Origin of the sequence: Sphaerobacter thermophilus DSM 20745 (assembly GCF_000024985.1) — a bacterium.
Lineage (GTDB): Bacteria > Chloroflexota > Chloroflexia > Thermomicrobiales > Thermomicrobiaceae > Sphaerobacter > Sphaerobacter thermophilus.
The window spans coordinates 163,377-182,251 of the sequence record NC_013524.1 but is presented as its reverse complement, the minus strand read 5'-3'; the positions used below and the strand labels follow the sequence as shown (position 1 = coordinate 182,251).

Annotated in this window: 17 protein-coding genes; 9 read left to right on the top strand and 8 right to left on the bottom strand. The window is 65.5% G+C overall.

Annotated features, from left to right (window positions below; genetic code table 11):
* Positions 1-39: 39 nt before the first annotated feature.
* From STHE_RS13110 to STHE_RS13100, 3 genes are all read right to left on the bottom strand, one after another.
* Positions 40-789 carry an ABC transporter permease gene (locus tag STHE_RS13110; protein ID WP_245534919.1) on the bottom strand — a complete coding sequence of 250 codons (750 nt, stop codon included), beginning with the start codon at positions 787-789 and terminating at the stop codon, positions 40-42.
* A 113-nt stretch (positions 790-902) separates the two neighbouring features.
* Positions 903-1,727, bottom strand: a complete 825-nt coding sequence (locus tag STHE_RS13105) for an ABC transporter permease (protein WP_245534918.1) — start codon at positions 1,725-1,727, stop codon at positions 903-905.
* A gap of 180 nt (positions 1,728-1,907) precedes the next feature.
* Entirely contained in the window at positions 1,908-3,050 is a 1,143-nt protein-coding gene (locus STHE_RS13100; protein WP_148220094.1) for an ABC transporter substrate-binding protein, read from the bottom strand.
* A gap of 551 nt (positions 3,051-3,601) precedes the next feature.
* On the opposite strand from STHE_RS13100, the gene cofD reads away from it, so the two are divergent.
* The 3 genes from cofD to STHE_RS13085 are packed head-to-tail and all read left to right on the top strand — an operon-like array spanning position 3,602 to position 5,882.
* Positions 3,602-4,579 carry a 2-phospho-L-lactate transferase gene (cofD, locus tag STHE_RS13095; RefSeq protein WP_012873065.1) on the top strand — a complete coding sequence of 326 codons (978 nt, stop codon included), beginning with the start codon at positions 3,602-3,604 and terminating at the stop codon, positions 4,577-4,579.
* Positions 4,576-5,199 (top strand): 2-phospho-L-lactate guanylyltransferase, encoded by a 624-nt coding sequence (gene cofC, locus STHE_RS13090; protein WP_012873064.1) that lies wholly within the window; start codon positions 4,576-4,578, stop codon positions 5,197-5,199. The genes cofD and cofC overlap by 4 nt, the downstream gene beginning before the upstream one ends.
* 41 nt (positions 5,200-5,240) lie before the next feature.
* The gene (locus STHE_RS13085) at positions 5,241-5,882 is read left to right on the top strand and encodes a nitroreductase family protein (RefSeq protein WP_012873063.1); all 642 of its coding nucleotides are present in this window, start codon (positions 5,241-5,243) and stop codon (positions 5,880-5,882) included.
* Positions 5,883-5,888: 6 nt separating this feature from the next.
* Here STHE_RS13085 and STHE_RS13080 read toward each other — a convergent pair whose 3' ends face one another.
* The 5 genes from STHE_RS13080 to STHE_RS13055 all read right to left on the bottom strand — a co-directional run bounded on the left by STHE_RS13080 (position 5,889) and on the right by STHE_RS13055 (position 11,889).
* A complete protein-coding gene (locus STHE_RS13080; RefSeq protein WP_012873062.1) occupies positions 5,889-6,239 on the bottom strand; it encodes a hypothetical protein in 351 nt (116 codons plus the stop codon).
* Between the two features lie 340 nt (positions 6,240-6,579).
* On the bottom strand, positions 6,580-6,876 hold the full coding sequence (locus STHE_RS13075) for a hypothetical protein (protein WP_012873061.1): 297 nt from the start codon (positions 6,874-6,876) through the stop codon (positions 6,580-6,582).
* A gap of 508 nt (positions 6,877-7,384) precedes the next feature.
* The gene (locus STHE_RS13065; protein ID WP_012873059.1) at positions 7,385-8,824 is read right to left on the bottom strand and encodes a CUAEP/CCAEP-tail radical SAM (seleno)protein; all 1,440 of its coding nucleotides are present in this window, start codon (positions 8,822-8,824) and stop codon (positions 7,385-7,387) included.
* A gap of 200 nt (positions 8,825-9,024) precedes the next feature.
* Positions 9,025-10,728, bottom strand: coding sequence for a gamma-glutamyltransferase (gene ggt, locus STHE_RS13060; protein WP_012873058.1), 1,704 nt, complete (start codon positions 10,726-10,728; stop codon positions 9,025-9,027).
* 267 nt (positions 10,729-10,995) lie between these two features.
* Entirely contained in the window at positions 10,996-11,889 is an 894-nt protein-coding gene (locus STHE_RS13055; protein ID WP_012870585.1) for a DoxX family membrane protein, read from the bottom strand.
* A gap of 235 nt (positions 11,890-12,124) precedes the next feature.
* On the opposite strand from STHE_RS13055, the gene STHE_RS13050 reads away from it, so the two are divergent.
* The 6 genes from STHE_RS13050 (at position 12,125) to STHE_RS13025 (ending at position 18,865) form a co-directional block, all read left to right on the top strand.
* Positions 12,125-13,339, top strand: a complete 1,215-nt coding sequence (locus tag STHE_RS13050; RefSeq protein WP_012873057.1) for a pyridoxal phosphate-dependent aminotransferase — start codon at positions 12,125-12,127, stop codon at positions 13,337-13,339.
* Positions 13,340-13,371: 32 nt separating this feature from the next.
* Positions 13,372-14,097 (top strand): head GIN domain-containing protein, encoded by a 726-nt coding sequence (locus tag STHE_RS13045; protein ID WP_012873056.1) that lies wholly within the window; start codon positions 13,372-13,374, stop codon positions 14,095-14,097.
* Positions 14,098-14,177: 80 nt separating this feature from the next.
* Complete coding sequence (locus STHE_RS13040) at positions 14,178-14,789, top strand: GNAT family N-acetyltransferase (protein WP_012873055.1); 612 nt, start codon at positions 14,178-14,180, stop codon at positions 14,787-14,789.
* 308 nt (positions 14,790-15,097) lie between these two features.
* Entirely contained in the window at positions 15,098-15,922 is an 825-nt protein-coding gene (locus STHE_RS13035; protein WP_012873054.1) for an IclR family transcriptional regulator, read from the top strand.
* A 31-nt stretch (positions 15,923-15,953) separates the two neighbouring features.
* A complete protein-coding gene (locus STHE_RS13030; protein WP_012873053.1) occupies positions 15,954-17,687 on the top strand; it encodes an ABC transporter substrate-binding protein in 1,734 nt (577 codons plus the stop codon).
* Positions 17,688-17,917: 230 nt separating this feature from the next.
* Positions 17,918-18,865 (top strand): ABC transporter permease, encoded by a 948-nt coding sequence (locus tag STHE_RS13025; RefSeq protein ID WP_012873052.1) that lies wholly within the window; start codon positions 17,918-17,920, stop codon positions 18,863-18,865.
* Positions 18,866-18,875 lie beyond the last annotated feature (10 nt).

The window sequence follows — 18,875 nt, the reverse complement described above, 5'->3', positions numbered from 1 at the left end:
ACCAGCGGCAAATATCAAGCGTTCATTCCACAGGAGTCACTAGTCGTCGCTGCCTCCCGCTCCCTTCCGCTGCAGGATCCCGATCGCAACGAATGCCACCACCGCGATTGCGATCAGCAGCACCGAGACTGCCGAGATTGCTGGACTTATCTCCAGGCGAATCCCATCCCACATGCGCTTCGGCAAGGTGACGGCACTCGTTCCACTGATGAACAGAGCGATTATCAGCTCATCGAATGACGTCAGGAACGCGAAAAACGCAGCGGAGACGATCGCAGGGCGCAGGAGCGGAAAGGTAACATGGAAGAACGTTGTCCATTCGTTAGCACCTAGACTTCTCGCGGCACGCTCTAGCGTCACGTCGAAACCCCGTAGCGCAGCACTGACTATGACCACGACCAAAGGCAGAGCGAGCACCGTGTGGGCCAGCGTTAGACCTAACAGACTCCCCACTAAACGCATACGCGCGTAGAGGAAGTAAATCGATATGGCCAGTATGATCGTTGGGACAATCATGGGAGAAAGAAGGAAAGTGTACAAAGCCTGCTTACCACGAAAGTCACCGCGTACGATCCCGAATGAGGCAAGCACTCCCAACGTCGTCGCCAGTAGCGACGTGAGTACTCCCACCTGAACGCTCGTAATGATCGAGTCCGTCCAGTTTGGACCTGTGAAAATCTCTCGATACCACTGTAACGAGAAACCAGGTGGCGGGAACTGGAGGAACTGAGACGACGAGAAAGAAACCGGCACGATAATGGAGATGGGTGCCACGAGGAAGAACAGCACTAACGCGACGTACGTCCGTAAGAAGAGTGTCCCGAGTCTCATCTGACGACGCGATCGCCCAGAACGTGCGACTTTCATGTCCGAAGCCTGGGGCCGCGCACTCTGATAGCCTGTCATCGCGAGATCCCACCAAACATTTGGTCGAGCCCGACCAGACGGTTACAGACGGCGAAGAGGACCAGGGTAGTTCCCAGGAGGACAGCCGAGATTGCCGCCGCGAAGCCCCAGTTCAAGAGCGTCTGAACCTGCCCAGCGATTACCATTGCCACCATCTGGTCGCGAGGTCCGCCGAGAAGCGCCGGGGTGATGTAAAAGCCCAGCGAGATGATGAAGACGAGAATCGATCCCGCAACAATCCCCGGCATCGCTAACGGCAAATAAACATGCCTCAGCGCCGACCACGTCCCCGCCCCAAGACTCGATGCTGCCTGCATGAGTCGGGGATCAATCCCGCGCATGACGCTGTACAGCGGCAAGATCATGTACGGAAGCAAGATGTGGGTCATGCCTATCAGCACGCCAGCCTGCGTGTTGATCACTTTGATCGGTTCCGTGACCAATCCGAGGCGAAGCAGTGTTTCGTTCACAACTCCTGAGCGACCGAGTAACACCATCCATGCATAGGTGCGAACGAGAATGCTGATCCAGAACGGCAGAATGACGGCCAGAAGCATGATGTTCCGCCACCGTGGTCTAGCCGTGGACAGAACGTACGCAACAGGAAACCCAAGTAGCAATGTGAGCACGGTTACAGCCAGGGCCATGCGGAACGTCACGCCCAGGACTCGGAGGTATACCGCTTCGGTGAAGAAGTGCTGATAATGCTCCAGCGTAAACTCCGGGTCTAGAATGCTTCGGAGAAGCATCTGAGCCAACGGAAGAAGGTACAGGAGGGTGAGCAGCACAAGTGCTGGCGCTAAGACCAGCACGCTTTGCACTTCGGGATATCGTTGACGTACCCGTGCGGCAAGTCGCCGCGCTCCTCCAGGCGCTGCGTACACAGCTCCACCGTTGGACACTGCAGCTCACCCTCCATGCCCCTCACGCGATCGACGCTGCGACGCGATAACGCCGCGGGGCTACGCCCGAGACGATCGCTCCACGCCGAGGCCTGCCGGCTAGCCCCCTAGCAGCCAAGACGTGAAACGTTCTCGGACTTCCTCATTATGCTCTCCATGCCACTCTGCATTGAAGATGATCTGCCTGGCTCTGTTCTCGGGGGAGGTAGGCAGCTGTGCCGCGCGTTCGGGCGGTATCTGCTCGTAAGCCTTCTTGTTAGCGGGTCCATAGAGAATGTGCTTGGACAGCTCGACGTGCTGCTCTGCCTGGGCCGCAAACGCTAGGAACTCTTTGATGAGGTCGAGCTTCTCCGTCCCTTTCGGGATCATCCAATACTCACCGATCAGCAGTCCCTGGTTGAAGTTGACGTCGACGGGAGCACCCTGTTCTTTAATCGCACCGATACGGCCATTATAAGCACTGGCAAGCACGATCTCATTGTCGCTCAGCATCTGGGCTGGAACCGCCCCGGTCTCCCACCACTTCACGACGTGCTCGCGGATCTCGTCGAACTTCTTGAAGGCTCTGTCAATATCAATCGGATAGATCTGATCGATCGGCACCCCGTCTGCCGCGAGGGCCTGCTCCAGGTTACTCGCATACTGCAGCGACCGTGGGCCGGGAAATCGTTCGACGTCCCAGAACTCGGCCCAATCTTTCGGATAATCGCCACCGAAAGCGTCCGTACGGTAGGCGATACACGTTGAGAACCACATAATGGCGAAGCCATACGGATCTTTGTCCGAGTCTTCGAACTGGTCCAGTACGTCTTGCGGGATTGCATCATAGGGGATAGGCTCAAGAAAATCCTTCTTCTTGAGTTCTAGGATTCCTCCCATATCATTATCAACGAGATCCCATTCGACGTTACCGCTCTCCACCATAGCGGCAATCTTGGCATTGTCGGTAGGACCCGCCTCAATGATCTTGATGCCCGTTTCCTTCGTGAAGGGATCAAAGAAAGCCTTTCGCTGCGCCTCCTGGTAAGCACCGCCCCAGGAGGCAATCACGAGTTCCTTCTGCCCGGATGATCTGCCACCGGAACTGGTACCGCATCCAGCCCACATCCAGTTTCCGGCGCCAAAGATACCGGCAGCGACGGCAGCCCGAGCTGCCGACCCTATGAACGACCGGCGTGTCATGGGACGCCGGACCAACTTGTCAAGATCTTCTGGAACATGGCCACCCCGCGGTACGTACACCTAACGTCCCCCTCTCGGTAACACGATACAAACCTCTCAATCGCGCCATGCAAAATGGCAAGACAGATGTACAGTGCCGCAGTGAACGGCACGGACATCCCTGGTTTCGGAGGTGAGACTCTCTTAGGTGCACTGCCCCTGGTAGTACAAGCGCACCGCCATGTGTCGAAGAGGGTTGTTGGGAGATAGAACTCTCCCGAGGAGAATGTCACTGACTGGCGGCTGGGCCTAACAGTCCTGCCGGTACACCTCTTGGCTCACCCAGGAAACGATCGATCCAATACTATGGATCCGGTCGCATGCTGTCAAGCGGCCTTACCTCTTATAGGTCGGCACTTGATGTCGAGAAGCCGTTCCTCCTCGTTCGGATATGGGGGGAAGTCGATATGCGACGGCACTTACTTAGCCATCCCGGTCAAGGGCGGACTCCACCTGCGAGCATAGCATCCTCACGCTAACGTCCCAGCGCTCGCTGGCGTAGTAGGATGTACCGGGAGCGATTCGAGGCGGAATTCGAGCGAGCGTGACGATCAGGTGGGAGGTAGCGGGGCGTGGCGCGGACAGGGTTCATGGCGGAGCAGCGTATCGTCGCGCTGGCGGGTGGCGTCGGCGGCGCCAAGCTGGCGCACGGGCTCGCATTGGCACGGCCGGAGGCCGCCCTCACGGTCGTCGTCAACACGGCGGATGACTTCTCCCTCTTCGGGCTGCACATCTCCCCCGATCTCGACACCGTGATGTACACCCTGGGCGGCATCGCCAACCCTCAAACCGGCTGGGGGATCGCCGGGGACACCGCGGCCGCACTGGAGATGATCGGCCGCTACGGTCGGGAGACCTGGTTCTGGCTGGGCGATCGGGATCTCGCCACGCACATCCTGCGCACCGAGCGGCTGCGGGCCGGCGCCAGCCTGACCACAGTCACTGCGGAACTGGCAGGCGCGCTCGGTATCCGGGCTGCGATCCTGCCGATGTGCGACGAGCCGGTGGCGACCATCGTCGAGACGCCGGACGGCGACCTCGCCTTCCAGGACTACTTCGTGCGCCGGCGGCAGGCCGACGAGGTCCGCGGCGTGCGCTTCGAGGGTATCGAGGCCGCGACGATACCGCCGGGCGTCGCGGCTGCGCTTCGGGAGGCCGCGGCGGTCGTCCTGTGTCCCTCCAACCCGATTGTGAGCATTGGCCCGATCCTCGCCGTCCCCGGCTTCCGGGATCTCTTGCGCGATGTCTCGGCCCCGGTGGTCGCCGTCAGCCCGATCGTCGGTGGCGCGGCTCTCAAGGGCCCGGCCGACCGCATGCTCGCCTCGCTCGGCCATGAGGTCTCGGCGGCCGGGGTGGCGGCACTCTACCGGGATTTCCTGGATGGCATCGTGATCGATCAGGTGGATGCGGAACTCGCCGGGCGGATCGAAGAGATGGGGATCGCGGTGCACGTGACCGACACCGTCATGCGCGACGAGGCGCACCGGCGCACGCTGGCGGACGAGACGCTTTCCTTCGCTGCCCGCCTGGAGAGCCGGGCCCGCGCATGACCACCATCGCGGTCGTCCCCGTCCAGCGGCTGAGCACCGCCAAGAGTCGACTCGCCGCGCGCCTGGCCCCCGACGAGCGGCGTACGCTGGTCCTCAGCCTGCTCGACCACGTCCTGACCGCGCTGAATGCCGCGCGCCAGGTCGATGCGGTCATCCTCGTGTCGCCGGACCCCGAGGTGCTCGAGCACGCAGCGCGGCGCGGCGCGATCGCGCTCCTGCAACCCGGCGTGGGGTTGAACGAGGGTTTGCGTCTCGGCCGGGATGAGGCACTCCGGCGCGGCGCCGACACCCTGCTCATCGTCCTCGCCGATCTCCCCTGGATCACGGCTGACGAGATCGACGCTCTCGTCGCGGCCCTACCGGAGCGAGGCATAGCACTCGCTCCGGACCGGCACGACCACGGCACCAACGCCGCCGCGCTCCGCCCACCGGATGCCATCGAGCCGGCGTTCGGTGCCGGTAGCTTCGCCCGCCATCAGGCCCAGGCGCGGTCGCGCGGCCTGCCGCTCCGGGAATTGCGGGTGCAGGGCCTCGCGTTCGACATTGATACCCCGGCGGATCTAGAGGAGCTGGCCGGCCATGCCCCTGTCGGTGCAAGCAGCGACGAGTCGGGAACGTGAGGGCATGGACGAAGTTCAGAGCCGGAGCAAGGAGGAGCCAGGTGGAGACCGATGACCGTCCGGAACCGAGTGAGCGGGCGCTCGATCTCCCGGAACTGATTCGCGGCCGGCGCTCGGTGCGGCGATTCCGGCCGGACCCAATCGACCGCGCGCTGGTCGAGCAGATCCTGGAGGCCGGCCGCTGGGCGCCGTCGCCGCACGGGACCCAGCCATGGCGCTTCGCGGTCCTCACCAAACCGGAGGTCAAGGCTCGGCTCGCCGACGCGATGGGCGACGCCTGGCTCCACAACCTGGCCATGGACGGCCAGCCGGAGGAGATCATCGCCAAGCGGCTCGCCGGCTCCCGCCGCCGCCTCATGGAGGCACCAGTCCTGATTGTTCTCTGTCTCTACCTGGAAGACCTCGACCGCTACCCGGACCCTGAGCGCCAGGCGGCCGAGACGACGATGGCGATCCAGAGCCTCGGCTGCGCCGCGCAGAACATGTTGCTGATGGCGTACCGGCTGGGCCTCGATGGGGGGTGGATGTGTGCACCCCTCTTCTGCCCCGATGTCGCGCGGCAAGCGCTGGGACTCCCGGAGACGGTCATCCCCCACGCGCTGCTCACCATCGGCTACGCGGCCGCCGACCCCAAACGGCGGGAGCGCCGCCCGCTGGCCGACCTCATCATCAAGTACGAGTGACCGTCGTCAGCTCTGCTCAGCGGCCTCGAGGAGTTCGGCACCTTCGTCCTGGCCGGCGCTTATACGTCCGGTGGCGACGAGCCAGGAGATGAAGGACCACCATTGGAGTTCGCGCTCGGTGGGCTGGTAGCTGGCGAACCGCCCCTCGGAGGCTACACCCGGGTCAACCTGCCAGCGAGCGTCGTCCCGCGGGTCCCCGGGCGGCGTCCCGTTTCCGTCCTGGCTTTGCTGGAAGACGAGTGCGCAGCGCAGGCACAGGTTGTGGGTTGCCAGCCGCTGGGTGCTGGCCGCCGGCACGACCCGCCCGCACACGTCGCAGTAACGAAAAGCAGCATTGCGAGGGTCACCGTCAGGCATCGGTCCATCCACTTTCAATCCGCGCGGGCCGTCCCGCGCCGCCCGGCCGCACCGCGACCGTCGCTACCCGGGTAAATGCAGATCACGTTCCACCGAGGTAGATTCACAGCAGTGCGACGTGCACGCGGACCACGATCGTCGGCAAGGCCGGAGCGACGACGGTGTGGGAGCAACGTCAGTGGCGATGTGGGCGTGTCGCGCCGTTGAGAGCGCGCTGAGATCTTCCCCCAGTACCCGCCCCTACCGTACGAAGTACCACCCCCGTAACGGCCGATTCGTCCGGCGTGATACGGGAGTCGTCTGGCGCAACCAATCCTTGAGAAGCGGTGCCGTTCGGAACCTACAGCTCCGTCAGCTTCGCATCGTGAATGTGGTAGTCGACGTGACGGAACGCCTCACGCAGATCCCAGAGTGCGTTAAGCACCTCATCTCGCTGCTCAGCCTTGAGGGCTTTCAGTAAGCGCGGGACGAGCTGGGAATACACGGTCTCCATGGACTCAGCAATGTCCGCGAGCGCGAGCGCCAGCGCATCTGCCTCGGAATGGCTCAGCACGTCGGTCTGCTCGAGTCGATCCGCGAGCCATCCGTCTTCGTGGACTTTATGCAGCGTCTTGGCTATGTCGCCAGCCACCGTCATGGGAGGACTCCAACCCTCATTCATCTTCGTGTAGGTCGCGGTCGCGAATAAACTGCTCGACGGTCTCGAGTTGGCGATAGAACGTAGCCAACTCGCGTATCAGGCGTTCACGATACCGCGCTCGCTCGAGCTTTTCCTCATGCTCTGCGATCAAGGACTTGAGCGACCGGCGCGTCCTAAACACGCTTCTCGGTCCGTGTCTATTCAGTTGCCGCTCCAGCTGGTTCGCGAAGCGCTCGTCAGCATAAGGCATCTCGCGCTTCCCAATGCCCGCGCAAGGAAAATGCCGTGAACTCGTGGAGGCATCGTCATGATACGACTCTTTCGACATGCGCGCCAGATGTACTGATGCACCGACTGAACGCCGTGACGTCAACGTCAAACGCAGGCGACAGCGGGGTCGTGTAGCGCTTTTCTCGCTCCAGGTCTGCTGGTACGATGCCTAGTTGGCTGCGTACGCCCTTGTCTACCGACTCAGCGGACCAGACTGGTCCGCGGTGGGCTCCGCTCAACAGAACCAGGATTCGCTGAGGCGGGGTGGCCGGCGGCGCACGCCGGTGTCACGCCGCACCGGCGGGGGCACCTCCAGGCCGGCCGCGGCGTAGGCAGCAGCCTTAATCTGGGCGAAGGTCTCCTCGTAGTCCTGACCGGCAGCCTCGCCTGCCTCCGCGATGCGGGCAACCTCCTGCTGGAGGGCATCCAGCCGCGGATCGGGGCTGCGCCAGGTGTAGGTGAAGGCCGCCTCATCGAGTGGGCCGAGCCACTCCTTGGTTTCTGGACGGTCCAGCAGGGCGGATCCGGGCGGCACCAGGAGGCGGATCGAGAAGTGCACCGGATCGATGTTGTCGATCAGGTCGTATTCCTCGACGAACCGCAGGAGTTCGAGGTAATCCTCCATCGTGGTCCACGGCGTGAAGGGGAGCAGCGACGGGCGCATGGCGATGCCCGCGCTCTCCAGAATACGCAGCGCCTCGACGACGTCCGCCTTCGTATGGCCCTTGTCGATGCGGTCGAGCACCATCTCGCTGACCGACTCCACCGCCGAGACGACGAAGACGCACCCGAGCTGCGCGAACTCGGGGATGAGGTCGCGATGCTTCAAGATGTGCTCGATCCGCGTGGTCATGTCGAAGGTGACGTGCGGGAACTCCGCATGCATCGCCCGGCAGATGCGCAGTGCGTGGGTCGGGCCGTTCAGAAAGTCGGGGTCGCCAAAGGTGATATGCCCGGCGCCCTGGCGCACCTGCCGTCGGATGTCCTCCAGCACGACCTCGCGCGGAATGGCGAAGAACCGCCCGCGGTAGATCGGCACCACCGGGCAGTGCAGACAGGTGTGGTGGCAGCCGCGGGTCGTCTCGGTGTACCCGGCCGGGATCGCCGTCCCGTCGATCATGAGGTGCGCATAGCGCTTCATCGCCGGAAGGCTGGCCCGCTCCGGCATGGGAAAGTCGATGCGCGCGAGCGACGGAGGCACCCGGTAATCGCGGGTGGAGACGCCCTCCACCGGCTCGTCGCTGCCGGCCGCAAGCGCGCGCACGAAGTCGAGCAGCGGGCGCTCATACTCGCCGCCGATCACGAAGTCGCCGTGCTCGCGGAGCAGGTAGTCGGCGTTGAGCCACGCGTAGAGGCCGTAGAAGCCGATGACCGCGTCCGGGTTAATCTGGCGAACCCGGCGGGCGACCTGTGTGCCCAGCCGCAGCGCGGTGTGCATCGGGACGGAAATCGCCACCACCCGCGCGGCCGCGATCGCCGCGTCATCGAGTGGTTCGACCGCCGTGTCGACGGCCACCGGGGAATAGCCCGCTTGGGTCAGGTAGGCCAGCGGGAAGGCCAGGTTCAACGGCTGGTGGCCAAGTTCGTAGCACGAGACGAGCAGGATGGCGCCGGGGGCGGTGAGGTCGCCAATCGGTGCTCGGGCACCTGCGTTCTGCTGGGTCGCAGTCGACATCGTCGCGCTCCTCCGCCGGCACCGCGCACGTGGCGGCCGCCGGCCGATGGCTCAAGCCTATCGGAGCGGGGTGGGGACGTCAAACGCGACGCGTATTGTGTGGTCCGTGTGCCGTGTGCCGTCCAGCACCCCTCTCCCCTTGTGGGAGAGGGGCTTGGGGTGAAGGGGAAGCATGACGCATCACGGCTGACGCATGACGCTCACACCGGAATCCCTGCGTCGAACTCGCCCTCGACGATGGCGTCGCCGCCGGAAAAGCCCATCGGGGCGCCGTCGGCACGCCAGCAGGCGGCGCCGTGCAGCAGGCCGGTCTCCGGGTCGATCAGGATGCCGTTCATGCCGCCCGCTACCTTCAGCGGCGTCTCCACCACGTGACCGCGCCGCTCCATTTCGGCCACCAGATCGGGCAGGTTGTCAAAGCCACGCTCCAGCTCCAGCACCGGGCCGCGGTCCCACAGGCGCGGCGCTTCGACTGCCTCTTGCAACGTCATTCCGTGGTCGATGACGTTGATGATCGCCTGCATAACGGAGCCGAAGATGCGTACCCCACCGGGGGTGCCGAGGGCCATCAGGGGCTTCCCGTCTTTCAGCACGATGGTGGGCGACATCGAGGAGAGAATCCGCTTGCCCGGTTCGATCGAGTTGGTCCGGCCCGGCGTCGGGTCCATCAGGTGCATGCAGTTGTTGAGCAACATCCCGGTGCCCGGCACGGTCACCTTGGACCCGAAGGCATTGTTGAGCGTCTGCGTGGTTGAGACGACGTTCCCTTCGGCGTCGACCGCGCAGCAGTGCGTGGTGCAGTCGCCCTCACCCTCGGGCGCGGGAGCGGCTACGTACTGCTGAGCGCGGCTCATGTCGATCTCCGCGCGGCGCTGCGCCGCATATTCCTTCGAGGTCAGCCAGTCGAGCGGGATGCGGACGCGCTCCGGGTCGGCCATGTAGCGGAAGCGGTCGGCGAAGGCGATCTTCATCACCTCGGCGATAAGGTGCACGGTGTCGGGCGTCCCGAAGCCCATCGCGCGCAGGTCGAACCCCTCCAGGATGTTGAGCATCTGAATGATGTGCGTGCCGCCGGAGGAGGCCGGCCCCATCGACACGATCTCGTAGCCCCGGTAGGTGCCGCGCACCGGTGCACGCTCGTAGACCCGGTAGGCGGCCAGGTCCTCCATCGTGATCAGCCCGCCGTTGCGCGCCATGTCGGCCGCGATCGCTTCGCCAAGCGGGCCGCGGTAGAGGTAATCCGGCCCCTCGGCGCCGACCCGCTCCAGCGTCTCGGCGTAGTCGGCCCGGCGCAGGATAGCGCCAACCGGCGGAGGATCCCCGCCGGGGAGGAAGACCTCGGCGCTGGCGGGGAAGCGAGCCAGATCCTCCGCGCAGGTGCGGATCATCTCGTGCAGGTAGGGGCTGACCCGGAAGCCGTGACGCGCGAAGCGGACGGCGGGTGCCACGACCGTCGCCAGCGGCAGCCTGCCGTAGCGCTCAATCGCTGTGGCCCAGCCCAGGAGCGTGCCACCCGTGGCCACGGCCAGGTAGCCGACGTCGTTCAGCCGACCCTCGACGTCGTTGTCGAGCGAGCCGGGAATCGGCGTGAACATGTCCTCGCGGGCTGCGAGCGGCACCGTGGCGTAGTTGTCGATCGTGGTAACGGTGCCGTCCGCCAGGCGCATGGTGATGAACCCCGCGCCGAAGATCGTCGTCATCATCGGCTCGACGACCGACAACGCGAACATGGTGGCGATGGCCGCATCGACCGCGTTACCCCCGAGCAGCAGCATCTCGGTGCCAGTCAGGGAGGCCAGCGGGTGGTTGGAGGTCACCATGCCCCGCGAGGCAACCGCCTCCTGCTTCACCGTCGGCCGACGGTTCCCCTTCACGCCGCTCGCGGTTCGCTCACCCCACACCATCGCCAGCTCCTCCCGTACTGACACGCCGGACACTGCGCGACGATCATAGCAGGCCGTTCGTCATCCGTAGTGCGTCATGCGTATTGCGTGTTCCGTGATCCGTGATCCGTGCTGCGTGCTGCTCCCGTCTCCCCTGGTGGGCTCCGTTCGAGAGGGGCTGGGGGTGAGGGGTGCAGCACGGAGCACGCACCACGCACCGCATGCAACAGGCCCCGGGAGCACTCCCAGGGCCTGCACCGGTGGAGAGGGGGAGGAGGTAGCGTCGTCTCAGGCCGGCGTCGGTGCCTTCGGCCCGCGCGCCGCCCGGAACAGCGCCCCCGGCCGCCAGGGGGCCCCCAGCGCCGGCAGCAGCACCCGGTCCAGCCCCCACCAGCCGGCCACCTTCCAGGCCAGCACCAGGAACACCCCCAGCCCAAACAGCACCGGGTTGGTGCTGGCCGTCCCCGCCAGCATGAAGTTGAAGTTCAGCAGCGTGCCGAAGAAGGCCGCAATCCCCACGAAGGCCCCCAGGATCAGCCCCAGCCCGATCAGCGTCTCGCCCACCGCCACCAGCGGGGCAAACCAGGGATACCACTCATGCTCCAGCATGAAGCTCAGAAAGTCCCGATACCAGCCGTAGGTGATCGGCGGGCGCCCCTGCTCGGGCACGGCCACCACCCGCTCCCAGAAGGCCGCCAGGGCTGTCCCCCCGTCCATCCAGGCGGGATCGGTCACCTTGTGCCAGCCGGCCGCCAGCCACTCATAGCCCAGGTAGAGCCGCAGCCCGAACCACAGCGGGGCCGAACGCAGGTCGGCAAACAGCCAGCGGGCCACCGGCGGGTCGCTGATGCCCTGCTGAGCCACATCGGTCGGCTGCCCGGCGGCGGCGCGGCGCCCGGTGGCCACGGCCAGCGCCATGAGCACCAGCCCTCCCAGCAGGCCGGTCAGCAGGTAGAAGTCGCCCAGCGCGGGCCCCAGCTCGCTCAGGGCCTGCTCGCCCTCAAGCGGGCCGAACAGCTCCGAGCCGCCGAAGACCCCGAGGAAGGCCAGCCCGATCAGCCCCAGGGTGCGGCCCACGGGGAGGCGGCGGTCGAGCAGATAGCTGGCACCCAGCCCCAGCACGACGGCCAGGCCGGCAGCCAGCAGCCAGCCCTCCAGCGTCATGTAGCGCACACCGTCCATTGATGCCCCTCCTTGCGAGCTCGGGGAGGACCCATCCCCTCCCACTGCGCTCATCTCTTGCACCCAGCGTAGCAGCGCCCAGGTGGCAGGCGTGTACGCCGCGGACGAGATGATGTCGCAATCCCGCAACAGTCGCCATCTCGCCGTCTGGCCATGAAGTAACAGTTCTGTGCTACCATCCGGGCACGCCCGGAGGGCACCAAACGGTACGAGCGTTCACAAGGAGGACCATCGAATGACGGCGGGTCATACGGAGCTGGCGGTCTCGCGGAGGTGCCGGGCGCTCCCCGTTTCGCCGATCCGCCGGCTCGCTCCCCTTGCTGACGAGGCGAAGCGGCGTGGACGTCGAATCATCCACCTCAACATCGGCCAGCCCGACCTTCAGGCACCTCCGAGCGTCGCCGAGTCGATTGCCGGCGCGGCGGGCCGACACCTGGCCTACGCTCCTTCGCGCGGGCTGCCCGAGGCACTGGACGCCTGGGTGACCTACTACCGCCACCACGGGATCGAAGTTGAACCGGGGGACATCGTGATCACCAGCGGCGCCAGCGAGGCCCTCTCGCTTGCGATGATCGCGACGTGCGACCCCGGTGACGAGATCCTGATACCCGAGCCGTTCTACGCACCGTACCAGGGCACAACCGCCGTTGCCGGCCTCCAGTTGCGAACCGTCCCCCTCGGGCCGGGCTTCACTCCGCCGTCGCCGGAGGCCATCCGCGCGGCGATCACGCCGAAGACACGCGCGATCCTCATCTGTAGCCCCAACAACCCGACCGGGACGGTCTACAGCCGCGAGGATCTTCTGGCGCTGGGCGAGATCGTGCGGGAAACCGGGATCTTCCTGCTCTCCGACGAGACGTACCGCGAGATTGTGTTCGACGGCCCACCCGCCCCGAGCGCACTCTCGATCCCCGGACTCGATGACCACGTGGTCGTCATCGACAGCATCTCCAAGCGCTTCAACGCCTGCGGCATGCGTATCGGCACGATCGTCTCGCGCAACCCGGCGGTCATGACCGCCGTCGCCGATCTGGCGGAGTTGCGCCTCGCCGTCCCCGTCATCGAGCAGTTGGCCATCGCAGAGGCACTCAGCGCACCGGAGCCGTACATCAGCACGGTCGTCGAGACCTATCGCCAGCGGGTTGATGCGCTCGTCACCGCGCTGTCCCGCATCGAGGGAGTGACCTGCCACCGGCCCGGCGGGGGCTTCTACGTCATCGCGCAGCTCCCGGTGGACGACAGCGAGCAATTCGCGGCCTGGCTCCTGCGCGACTTCCACGTCGACGGGGAAGCGGTCATGGTGACGCCGATGAGCGATTTCTACGTCACCCCGGGGCGCGGCCAGGACGAGATCCGGCTCGCCTGTGTCTTCGATCCGGAGACACTGACCCGCGCGGCCGGTATCCTCGAGGCTGGGCTCGCCGCCTATCCCAGCCGCCGCAACGCCTGATCGCGGGCAGCCCGTTCTGGAGGTACCAGCGTATGCGGTATCCGCTCCGCCTGATGCTCGCGCTCCTGGCCCTCCCGATCGCGGTAGCCTGCAACGTCCCCTTCATCCCGGAGAAAGGATCGGGCAACATGGCCACCGAGTCGCGCGACGTGTCCGGCTTCGATCAGGTTTCCCTCAGCGGCATCGGCACGCTGGTGATCGAGCAAGGCAACCGCGAGGCGCTGACCATCGAGGCCGAGGACAACATCCTGCCACGCATCCGCACGGAGGTCCGCAACGGGCGCCTGGAGATCGGCATGCGCCCCGGCACGTCGATCCAACCCACTCGGGAAATCCGCTACCACCTGACCATGCGGGACATCCACGCGATCGAGGTCGAGGGCAGCGCGGACGTCGAGTCGGCCAGCATCCAGACCGATGCCCTGACGCTGAGCCTTGCCGGGTCGGCGGATGCCCGCATCGAGCGCTTTGCCGGCGATCAGCTCAATGTCCGCATCAGCGGCTCCGGCACCTGCACCATCGCCGGAGACGTGACGGACCAGCGCGTGGAAATCGAAGGGTCGGGCGAGTACAGCGCTGCCGATCTGGCCAGCGAGACGGCGGCGGTCGACGTGGCAGGCTCTGGCGACGCCACGGTCCGCGTCGCCCAATCGCTCAACGTCTCGATCGCGGGGAGCGGCGACGTGCACTACTACGGCAACCCATCGATCAACCAGCGAATCCTCGGCAGCGGCCGTATCGTGCGGGCCGACGAGTAGCCTGGGCCAGAATCACCGGGGGCGACCTGACGATCCTGCCCGGGTCGCTTCCCGGCGCTGAAAAGGTGGGGGATCGTGAGATGCGCGAAGCGCAAGCGCGGCCGGTCGTGAACATCGTCGGAGAGCGCGTCGCGCTCAGCCCGCTCCGGCGCGACCTGCTGGAGACCTACCAGCGCTGGTTCAACGAGTTTCAGACCCTCTGCACCCCATGCGACATGCCGCGACCCGTGACGCTGGAGGAGCAGACCGCGCAGTACGAGGCCATCGCCTCCGGGTCGGCCACCCGGGTCGGCTTCCAGATCTACGAGCGCGCCACCTGGGAGCCGATCGGCACCTGCGCGCTCATCGACATCGATCACCGCAACGGCACCGCCGAGTTCGTCATCATCATCGGCGAGCCGACCCACCGCGGCCGTGGCTTCGGCACCGAGGCCACCCGGCTCGCGCTCGACTACGCCTTTACGGCACTCGGGCTGCACAATGTCATGCTCAAGGTCTATGAGTTCAACCGAGCAGGCATCCGGGCCTATCAGAAGGCGGGCTTCAAGGAGATCGGACGGCGCCGCGGCGCGCGCCGGTTTGCCGGGCGCCGCTGGGACGTGATCTACATGGACTGCGTCGCCGACGAGTTCACCAGTCCGGTGCTGAGCGAGATCTTTCGGCCGGACTCGCCCCGCCCGGATTCGCAGTAGACGCCCCGAGGATCACCTGGGCCTGGACGCACGATACGGCGCCGCAGAGCCGCGCCTTAGCTCCCCGCCACCTGTCACCAACCTGACACTCTGAGCACCGCCACCCAAGGAACCGCCGGCGTCCAACCGGCTCCCTCGTTTCTCTGCGCAACGAGACAACGGGAGCCGGCCGGATGGCCGCATTCCCGACTTGTCTCGGCCGCATAGTCTCCCATCCATGGCTTGGCACTTGACAGCCCGGCATAGCGTTCTCTATACTGCACCCATAATTATAACCGTGTTATGCAGAATAAAACACGGAGTCATAGATGCAGACAACCGCCACCAAGTACCGGATCGAGAGCGTGGCCAGGGCCGCCGATCTCCTCTGCGTCTTCCTCCAGCCGCCCCATCGCTTCGGGGTCACGGAGTTGAGCGCGATGACGGGCCTGACCAAGAATCAGGTGTTCCGCATCCTCCAGACGCTCATGCCCTCCGGGTTCGTCGTCCAGGATCCGGAGACGAAGGTGTACCGGCTCGGACCACGCCTGATCGATCTCGCGGCAGTCGCTGTGCATGGCACAAGCCTGGTGCACATCGCCGCACCGGTGCTGGATCAGTTGGCGGAGCGGACCGGAGAGACGGTCAACCTGGTCACGCGGCTGGACAACCGCTGGGCGATCTGCATCGACAAGCGGGAGAGCGCGCAGCGGCTGCGCATCACCGCGCGGGTCGGGGCCCGGTTCGCGCTGCACGTCGGGTCGTCGCCCAAGCTGCTCCTGGCGTATTCACCGCCGGAGAGCATCGAGGCCTATCTGCGTGCGTGCACGCCGCTTACGCGGTTCACCGAGCGGACCATCACGGACCCCGACGTCCTCCGCGCCGAACTGGAGCGAATCCGTCAGCAGGGATACGTGATCAGCAATGAGGAACTGGACCCCGGCGTCTGCTCCATCGCAGCGCCCATTCACGATCACACCGGTCAGGTAATTGCCGGTATCAGCGTCGCCGCCCCGACGTTTCGTCTTGGACCTGAGCAGCATCAGGCCACGATCGAGGCGGTCTTGTGGGCCGGCCGAGAGATCTCGCGGCGCCTCGCCGAGTACACACTCGGTCAGTTCGGCGCCCCACGAAATGAGCGGTCCCTTGGCTAGTGGTCCCTTGGCTAGTAAGGAACAGGGGGAGATGATGGAGAGCGAACGGGTGGTCGATGAGTTGCGGCGCGCGGGAACTCCGGTCTCGCGCCGCCGTGTCCTCCAACTGGCCGCGTTCGGCAGTCTCGGCATCGCGGGAGCCGGCATCCTGGCCGCCTGCGGCGGTGGGTCCGAGAGCCCGACGACCGCGCCGAGCGGCGGGAGCGGCAGCGGGGGCGGCACCAGCAGCACGCCCTCGGCGGAAGGTACCCCCGGTGGTGGTGGCGGCGAGGCGAAGCAGGGTGGGATCTGGCGGATGGCGATCACCGCGAACCCGACAGCCTACCCGATCACGGCCCCGGGTGCGCTGACCGACATTCTCGTCAATAAGACCATCTACAACAGCCTCGTCCAGTACCAGCTTGAGGGTGACACCATCGAGGTGGTCCCCGACCTGGCTGAGTCCTGGGAGGCGGCTGCCGACCTCTCCGAATACACGTTTAAGCTCAAGTCGGGTGTGACCTGGCACGACGGTGAGCCGCTGACGGCCGAGGACGTCAAGTTCACCATGGATGCAGTCCTCGACCCGAACGTGAACGCCTCCGGCCGCGGTGTGGTCAGCTCGATCGACAGCACCGAGGTCGTCGACGAGCAGACCGTGAAGTTCGTCCTCAAGTACCCGTTTGCGTCGCTTCCGATCATGCTCGGCTACAACAAGCCGATCGTGCCCAAGCACCTCCTGGAGGGTCAGGATCTCAACGAGCCTGCCGAGTTCCTGCGGAAGCCCATCGGGACCGGTCCATTCAAGTTCCAGGAGTTCGTCCAGGGCAGCCACCTGGCGGTCGAGGCGAACCCCGACTACTTCGAGGGTGCCCCGCTGCTGGACGGCATCATCTTCAAGGTCATCCCCGATGGCAACGCCCGGGTGGCTCAGGTGCGCTCCGGCGAGATCGACTTCACCGTCATCGAGCCAGCGCAGATCGACGCCCTGAGCGGGGTCGACAACGTCGAGATCCGCTACGTGCCGCAGGTCAACTACTACTTCTTCGCCATCAACCACTCCAGCCCGAAGATGCAGGATGTCCGCGTGCGGCAGGCACTGGTCCATGCCATCAACCGGCAGGCCATCGTCGAGCAGGTGCTCAAGGGTCGCGGTCAGGTGGCGACCGGGCCGATCAACCCGTTGCTTGGCCCGTACTACAATCCCGACGTCCCGACCTATGACTATGACCCGGAGCGGGCGGCGGCTCTGCTGGAGGAAGCAGGCTGGACCAAGGGTCAGGACGGTGTTCTGACCAACGCCCAGGGCGAGCGGTTCACCCTCCGGTTCAACGGCCCCAAGGGCTACCCGGCCATGGAGCAGGTGATCACCTACGCCCAGCAGGAGTACCAGAAGCTGGGTATCGATGTCACCCTGGAGATCGTCGACTGGCCCGTTCACCTCGACATGTATCACAACCTCGAGTACGACCTGCTGATGCAGTGGTGGATCACCCCGCCCGACGCGGACCTGTACGACCACTACCACAGCGAGTCGTCCTCGAACTGGTGGGCGTACAACAACCCGGAGATCGACGAGCTGATCGTGCAGGCCCGGAGCGAGCCGGACGAGCAGGCCCGCATCGAGCTGTACCACGAGCTGCAGCGGAAGCTCGCCGAGGATGTGCCCGTCGTCTATCTCTACTACCCGGAAGAGATCCAGGCGATGAGCACGCGCACGAAGGGTCTCCCGGCGATGGGCTACCGCGACGCGCTGACCTGGATGGAGAAGGTCTGGGTCGAGTAGGGCGGTCCTCGCGGTGGGGACCGGCCGGGTCGTTACTGGCGCACGACCCGGCGTCCGTCCCCGGCGGCCGGGCCACGTGCCCGGCCGCCGCGCGGGCGGCAACCCGGTCCTCACCTTCCCGCCACCGAATGACGGACCGCCGGTCGGCTCGCCGTCCGCCGGGTCAGGGGCAGGGTAGCGCAGGAAGCCCGACGTTGACAGCCGTCGACCGACGCTGATTGAGGAGAATCGTGGGCGCCTATCTCATCCGCCGATTGTTTCAGGCGGTCGTGCTGCTCTTCATCGTCAGTATCGTCACCTTCATGCTGATCCATTCGGCACCGGGTGGGCCGTCGCTGCTCTCCAACCCGGAGCTGAGCCGCGAGGACATCGAGCGGATGCGAGAGCAACTGGGCCTGAACGATCCGCTCCCAGTCCAGTACGGCCGCTGGCTGAAGAACGTCCTCCAGGGGAACCTCGGTCGCAGCTACAACACCATCGAGCCGGTCGGTAGCTTGATCGCGGACCGGCTGCCCAACACCCTGCTGTTGACCGGTATCGCTCTGCTCCTCTCCATCGGGCTGGCAATCCCCCTGGGGGTGATCAGCGCCTTGCGGCGCAACTCGGCGCTCGACCGGATCGTCGCGGGAGTCAGCTTCTTCGGGGTTTCGATCCCCGTCTTCTGGCTCGGCATCATCTTGATCATCGTCTTCTCGATCCAACTGAGGTGGTTGCCAGCCGGCGGAATGGCCACCCTGGGCGAGGAGTTCTCCCTGGTGGACCGGATCAAGCACCTGATCCTGCCGACCATCGTGCTGGCCACGGCCAACCTGGCAGAGCTGACGCGCTACACCCGCTCCGGCATGATCAGCGTGCTCAGTGAGGACTACATCCGCACCGCCCGCGCAAAGGGGCTGCCCAGCAATGTGGTCGTCAGCCGCCATGCGCTGCGCAACGCGCTGATCCCGGTGGTGACGGTGATCGGCGTCCTCCTGCCGCGCGCGGTTGGCGGCGCAGCGATCACCGAGACGGTGTTCTCCTGGCCGGGCATGGGCCGGCTCGCAGTCGAGGCAGCGAGCACCCGTGACTACCCGGTCGTCCTGGGAGCGACCCTCACGGTGGCGATCGTCGTCTTGATCAGCAGCCTCGTGACGGATCTGGTGTACGGCTATCTCGACCCGCGCATCCGCGTGGGCTAGGGGACGGCGC

Excerpts from the sequence above, each read along its gene's own strand:
- STHE_RS13050 (WP_012873057.1), top strand. The coding sequence starts at position 12,125 with ATGACGGCGGGTCATACGGAGCTGGCGGTCTCGCGGAGGTGCCGGGCG.
- STHE_RS13035 (WP_012873054.1), top strand. The coding sequence starts at position 15,098 with ATGCAGACAACCGCCACCAAGTACCGGATCGAGAGCGTGGCCAGGGCC.
- cofC (WP_012873064.1), top strand. The coding sequence starts at position 4,576 with ATGACCACCATCGCGGTCGTCCCCGTCCAGCGGCTGAGCACCGCCAAG.
- STHE_RS13045 (WP_012873056.1), top strand. The coding sequence starts at position 13,372 with ATGCGGTATCCGCTCCGCCTGATGCTCGCGCTCCTGGCCCTCCCGATC.
- STHE_RS13055 (WP_012870585.1), bottom strand. The coding sequence starts at position 11,889 with ATGGACGGTGTGCGCTACATGACGCTGGAGGGCTGGCTGCTGGCTGCC.
- ggt (WP_012873058.1), bottom strand. The coding sequence starts at position 10,728 with ATGGTGTGGGGTGAGCGAACCGCGAGCGGCGTGAAGGGGAACCGTCGG.
- STHE_RS13075 (WP_012873061.1), bottom strand. The coding sequence starts at position 6,876 with ATGACGGTGGCTGGCGACATAGCCAAGACGCTGCATAAAGTCCACGAA.
- STHE_RS13030 (WP_012873053.1), top strand. The coding sequence starts at position 15,954 with ATGATGGAGAGCGAACGGGTGGTCGATGAGTTGCGGCGCGCGGGAACT.
- STHE_RS13040 (WP_012873055.1), top strand. The coding sequence starts at position 14,178 with ATGCGCGAAGCGCAAGCGCGGCCGGTCGTGAACATCGTCGGAGAGCGC.
- STHE_RS13080 (WP_012873062.1), bottom strand. The coding sequence starts at position 6,239 with ATGCCTGACGGTGACCCTCGCAATGCTGCTTTTCGTTACTGCGACGTG.
- STHE_RS13065 (WP_012873059.1), bottom strand. The coding sequence starts at position 8,824 with ATGTCGACTGCGACCCAGCAGAACGCAGGTGCCCGAGCACCGATTGGC.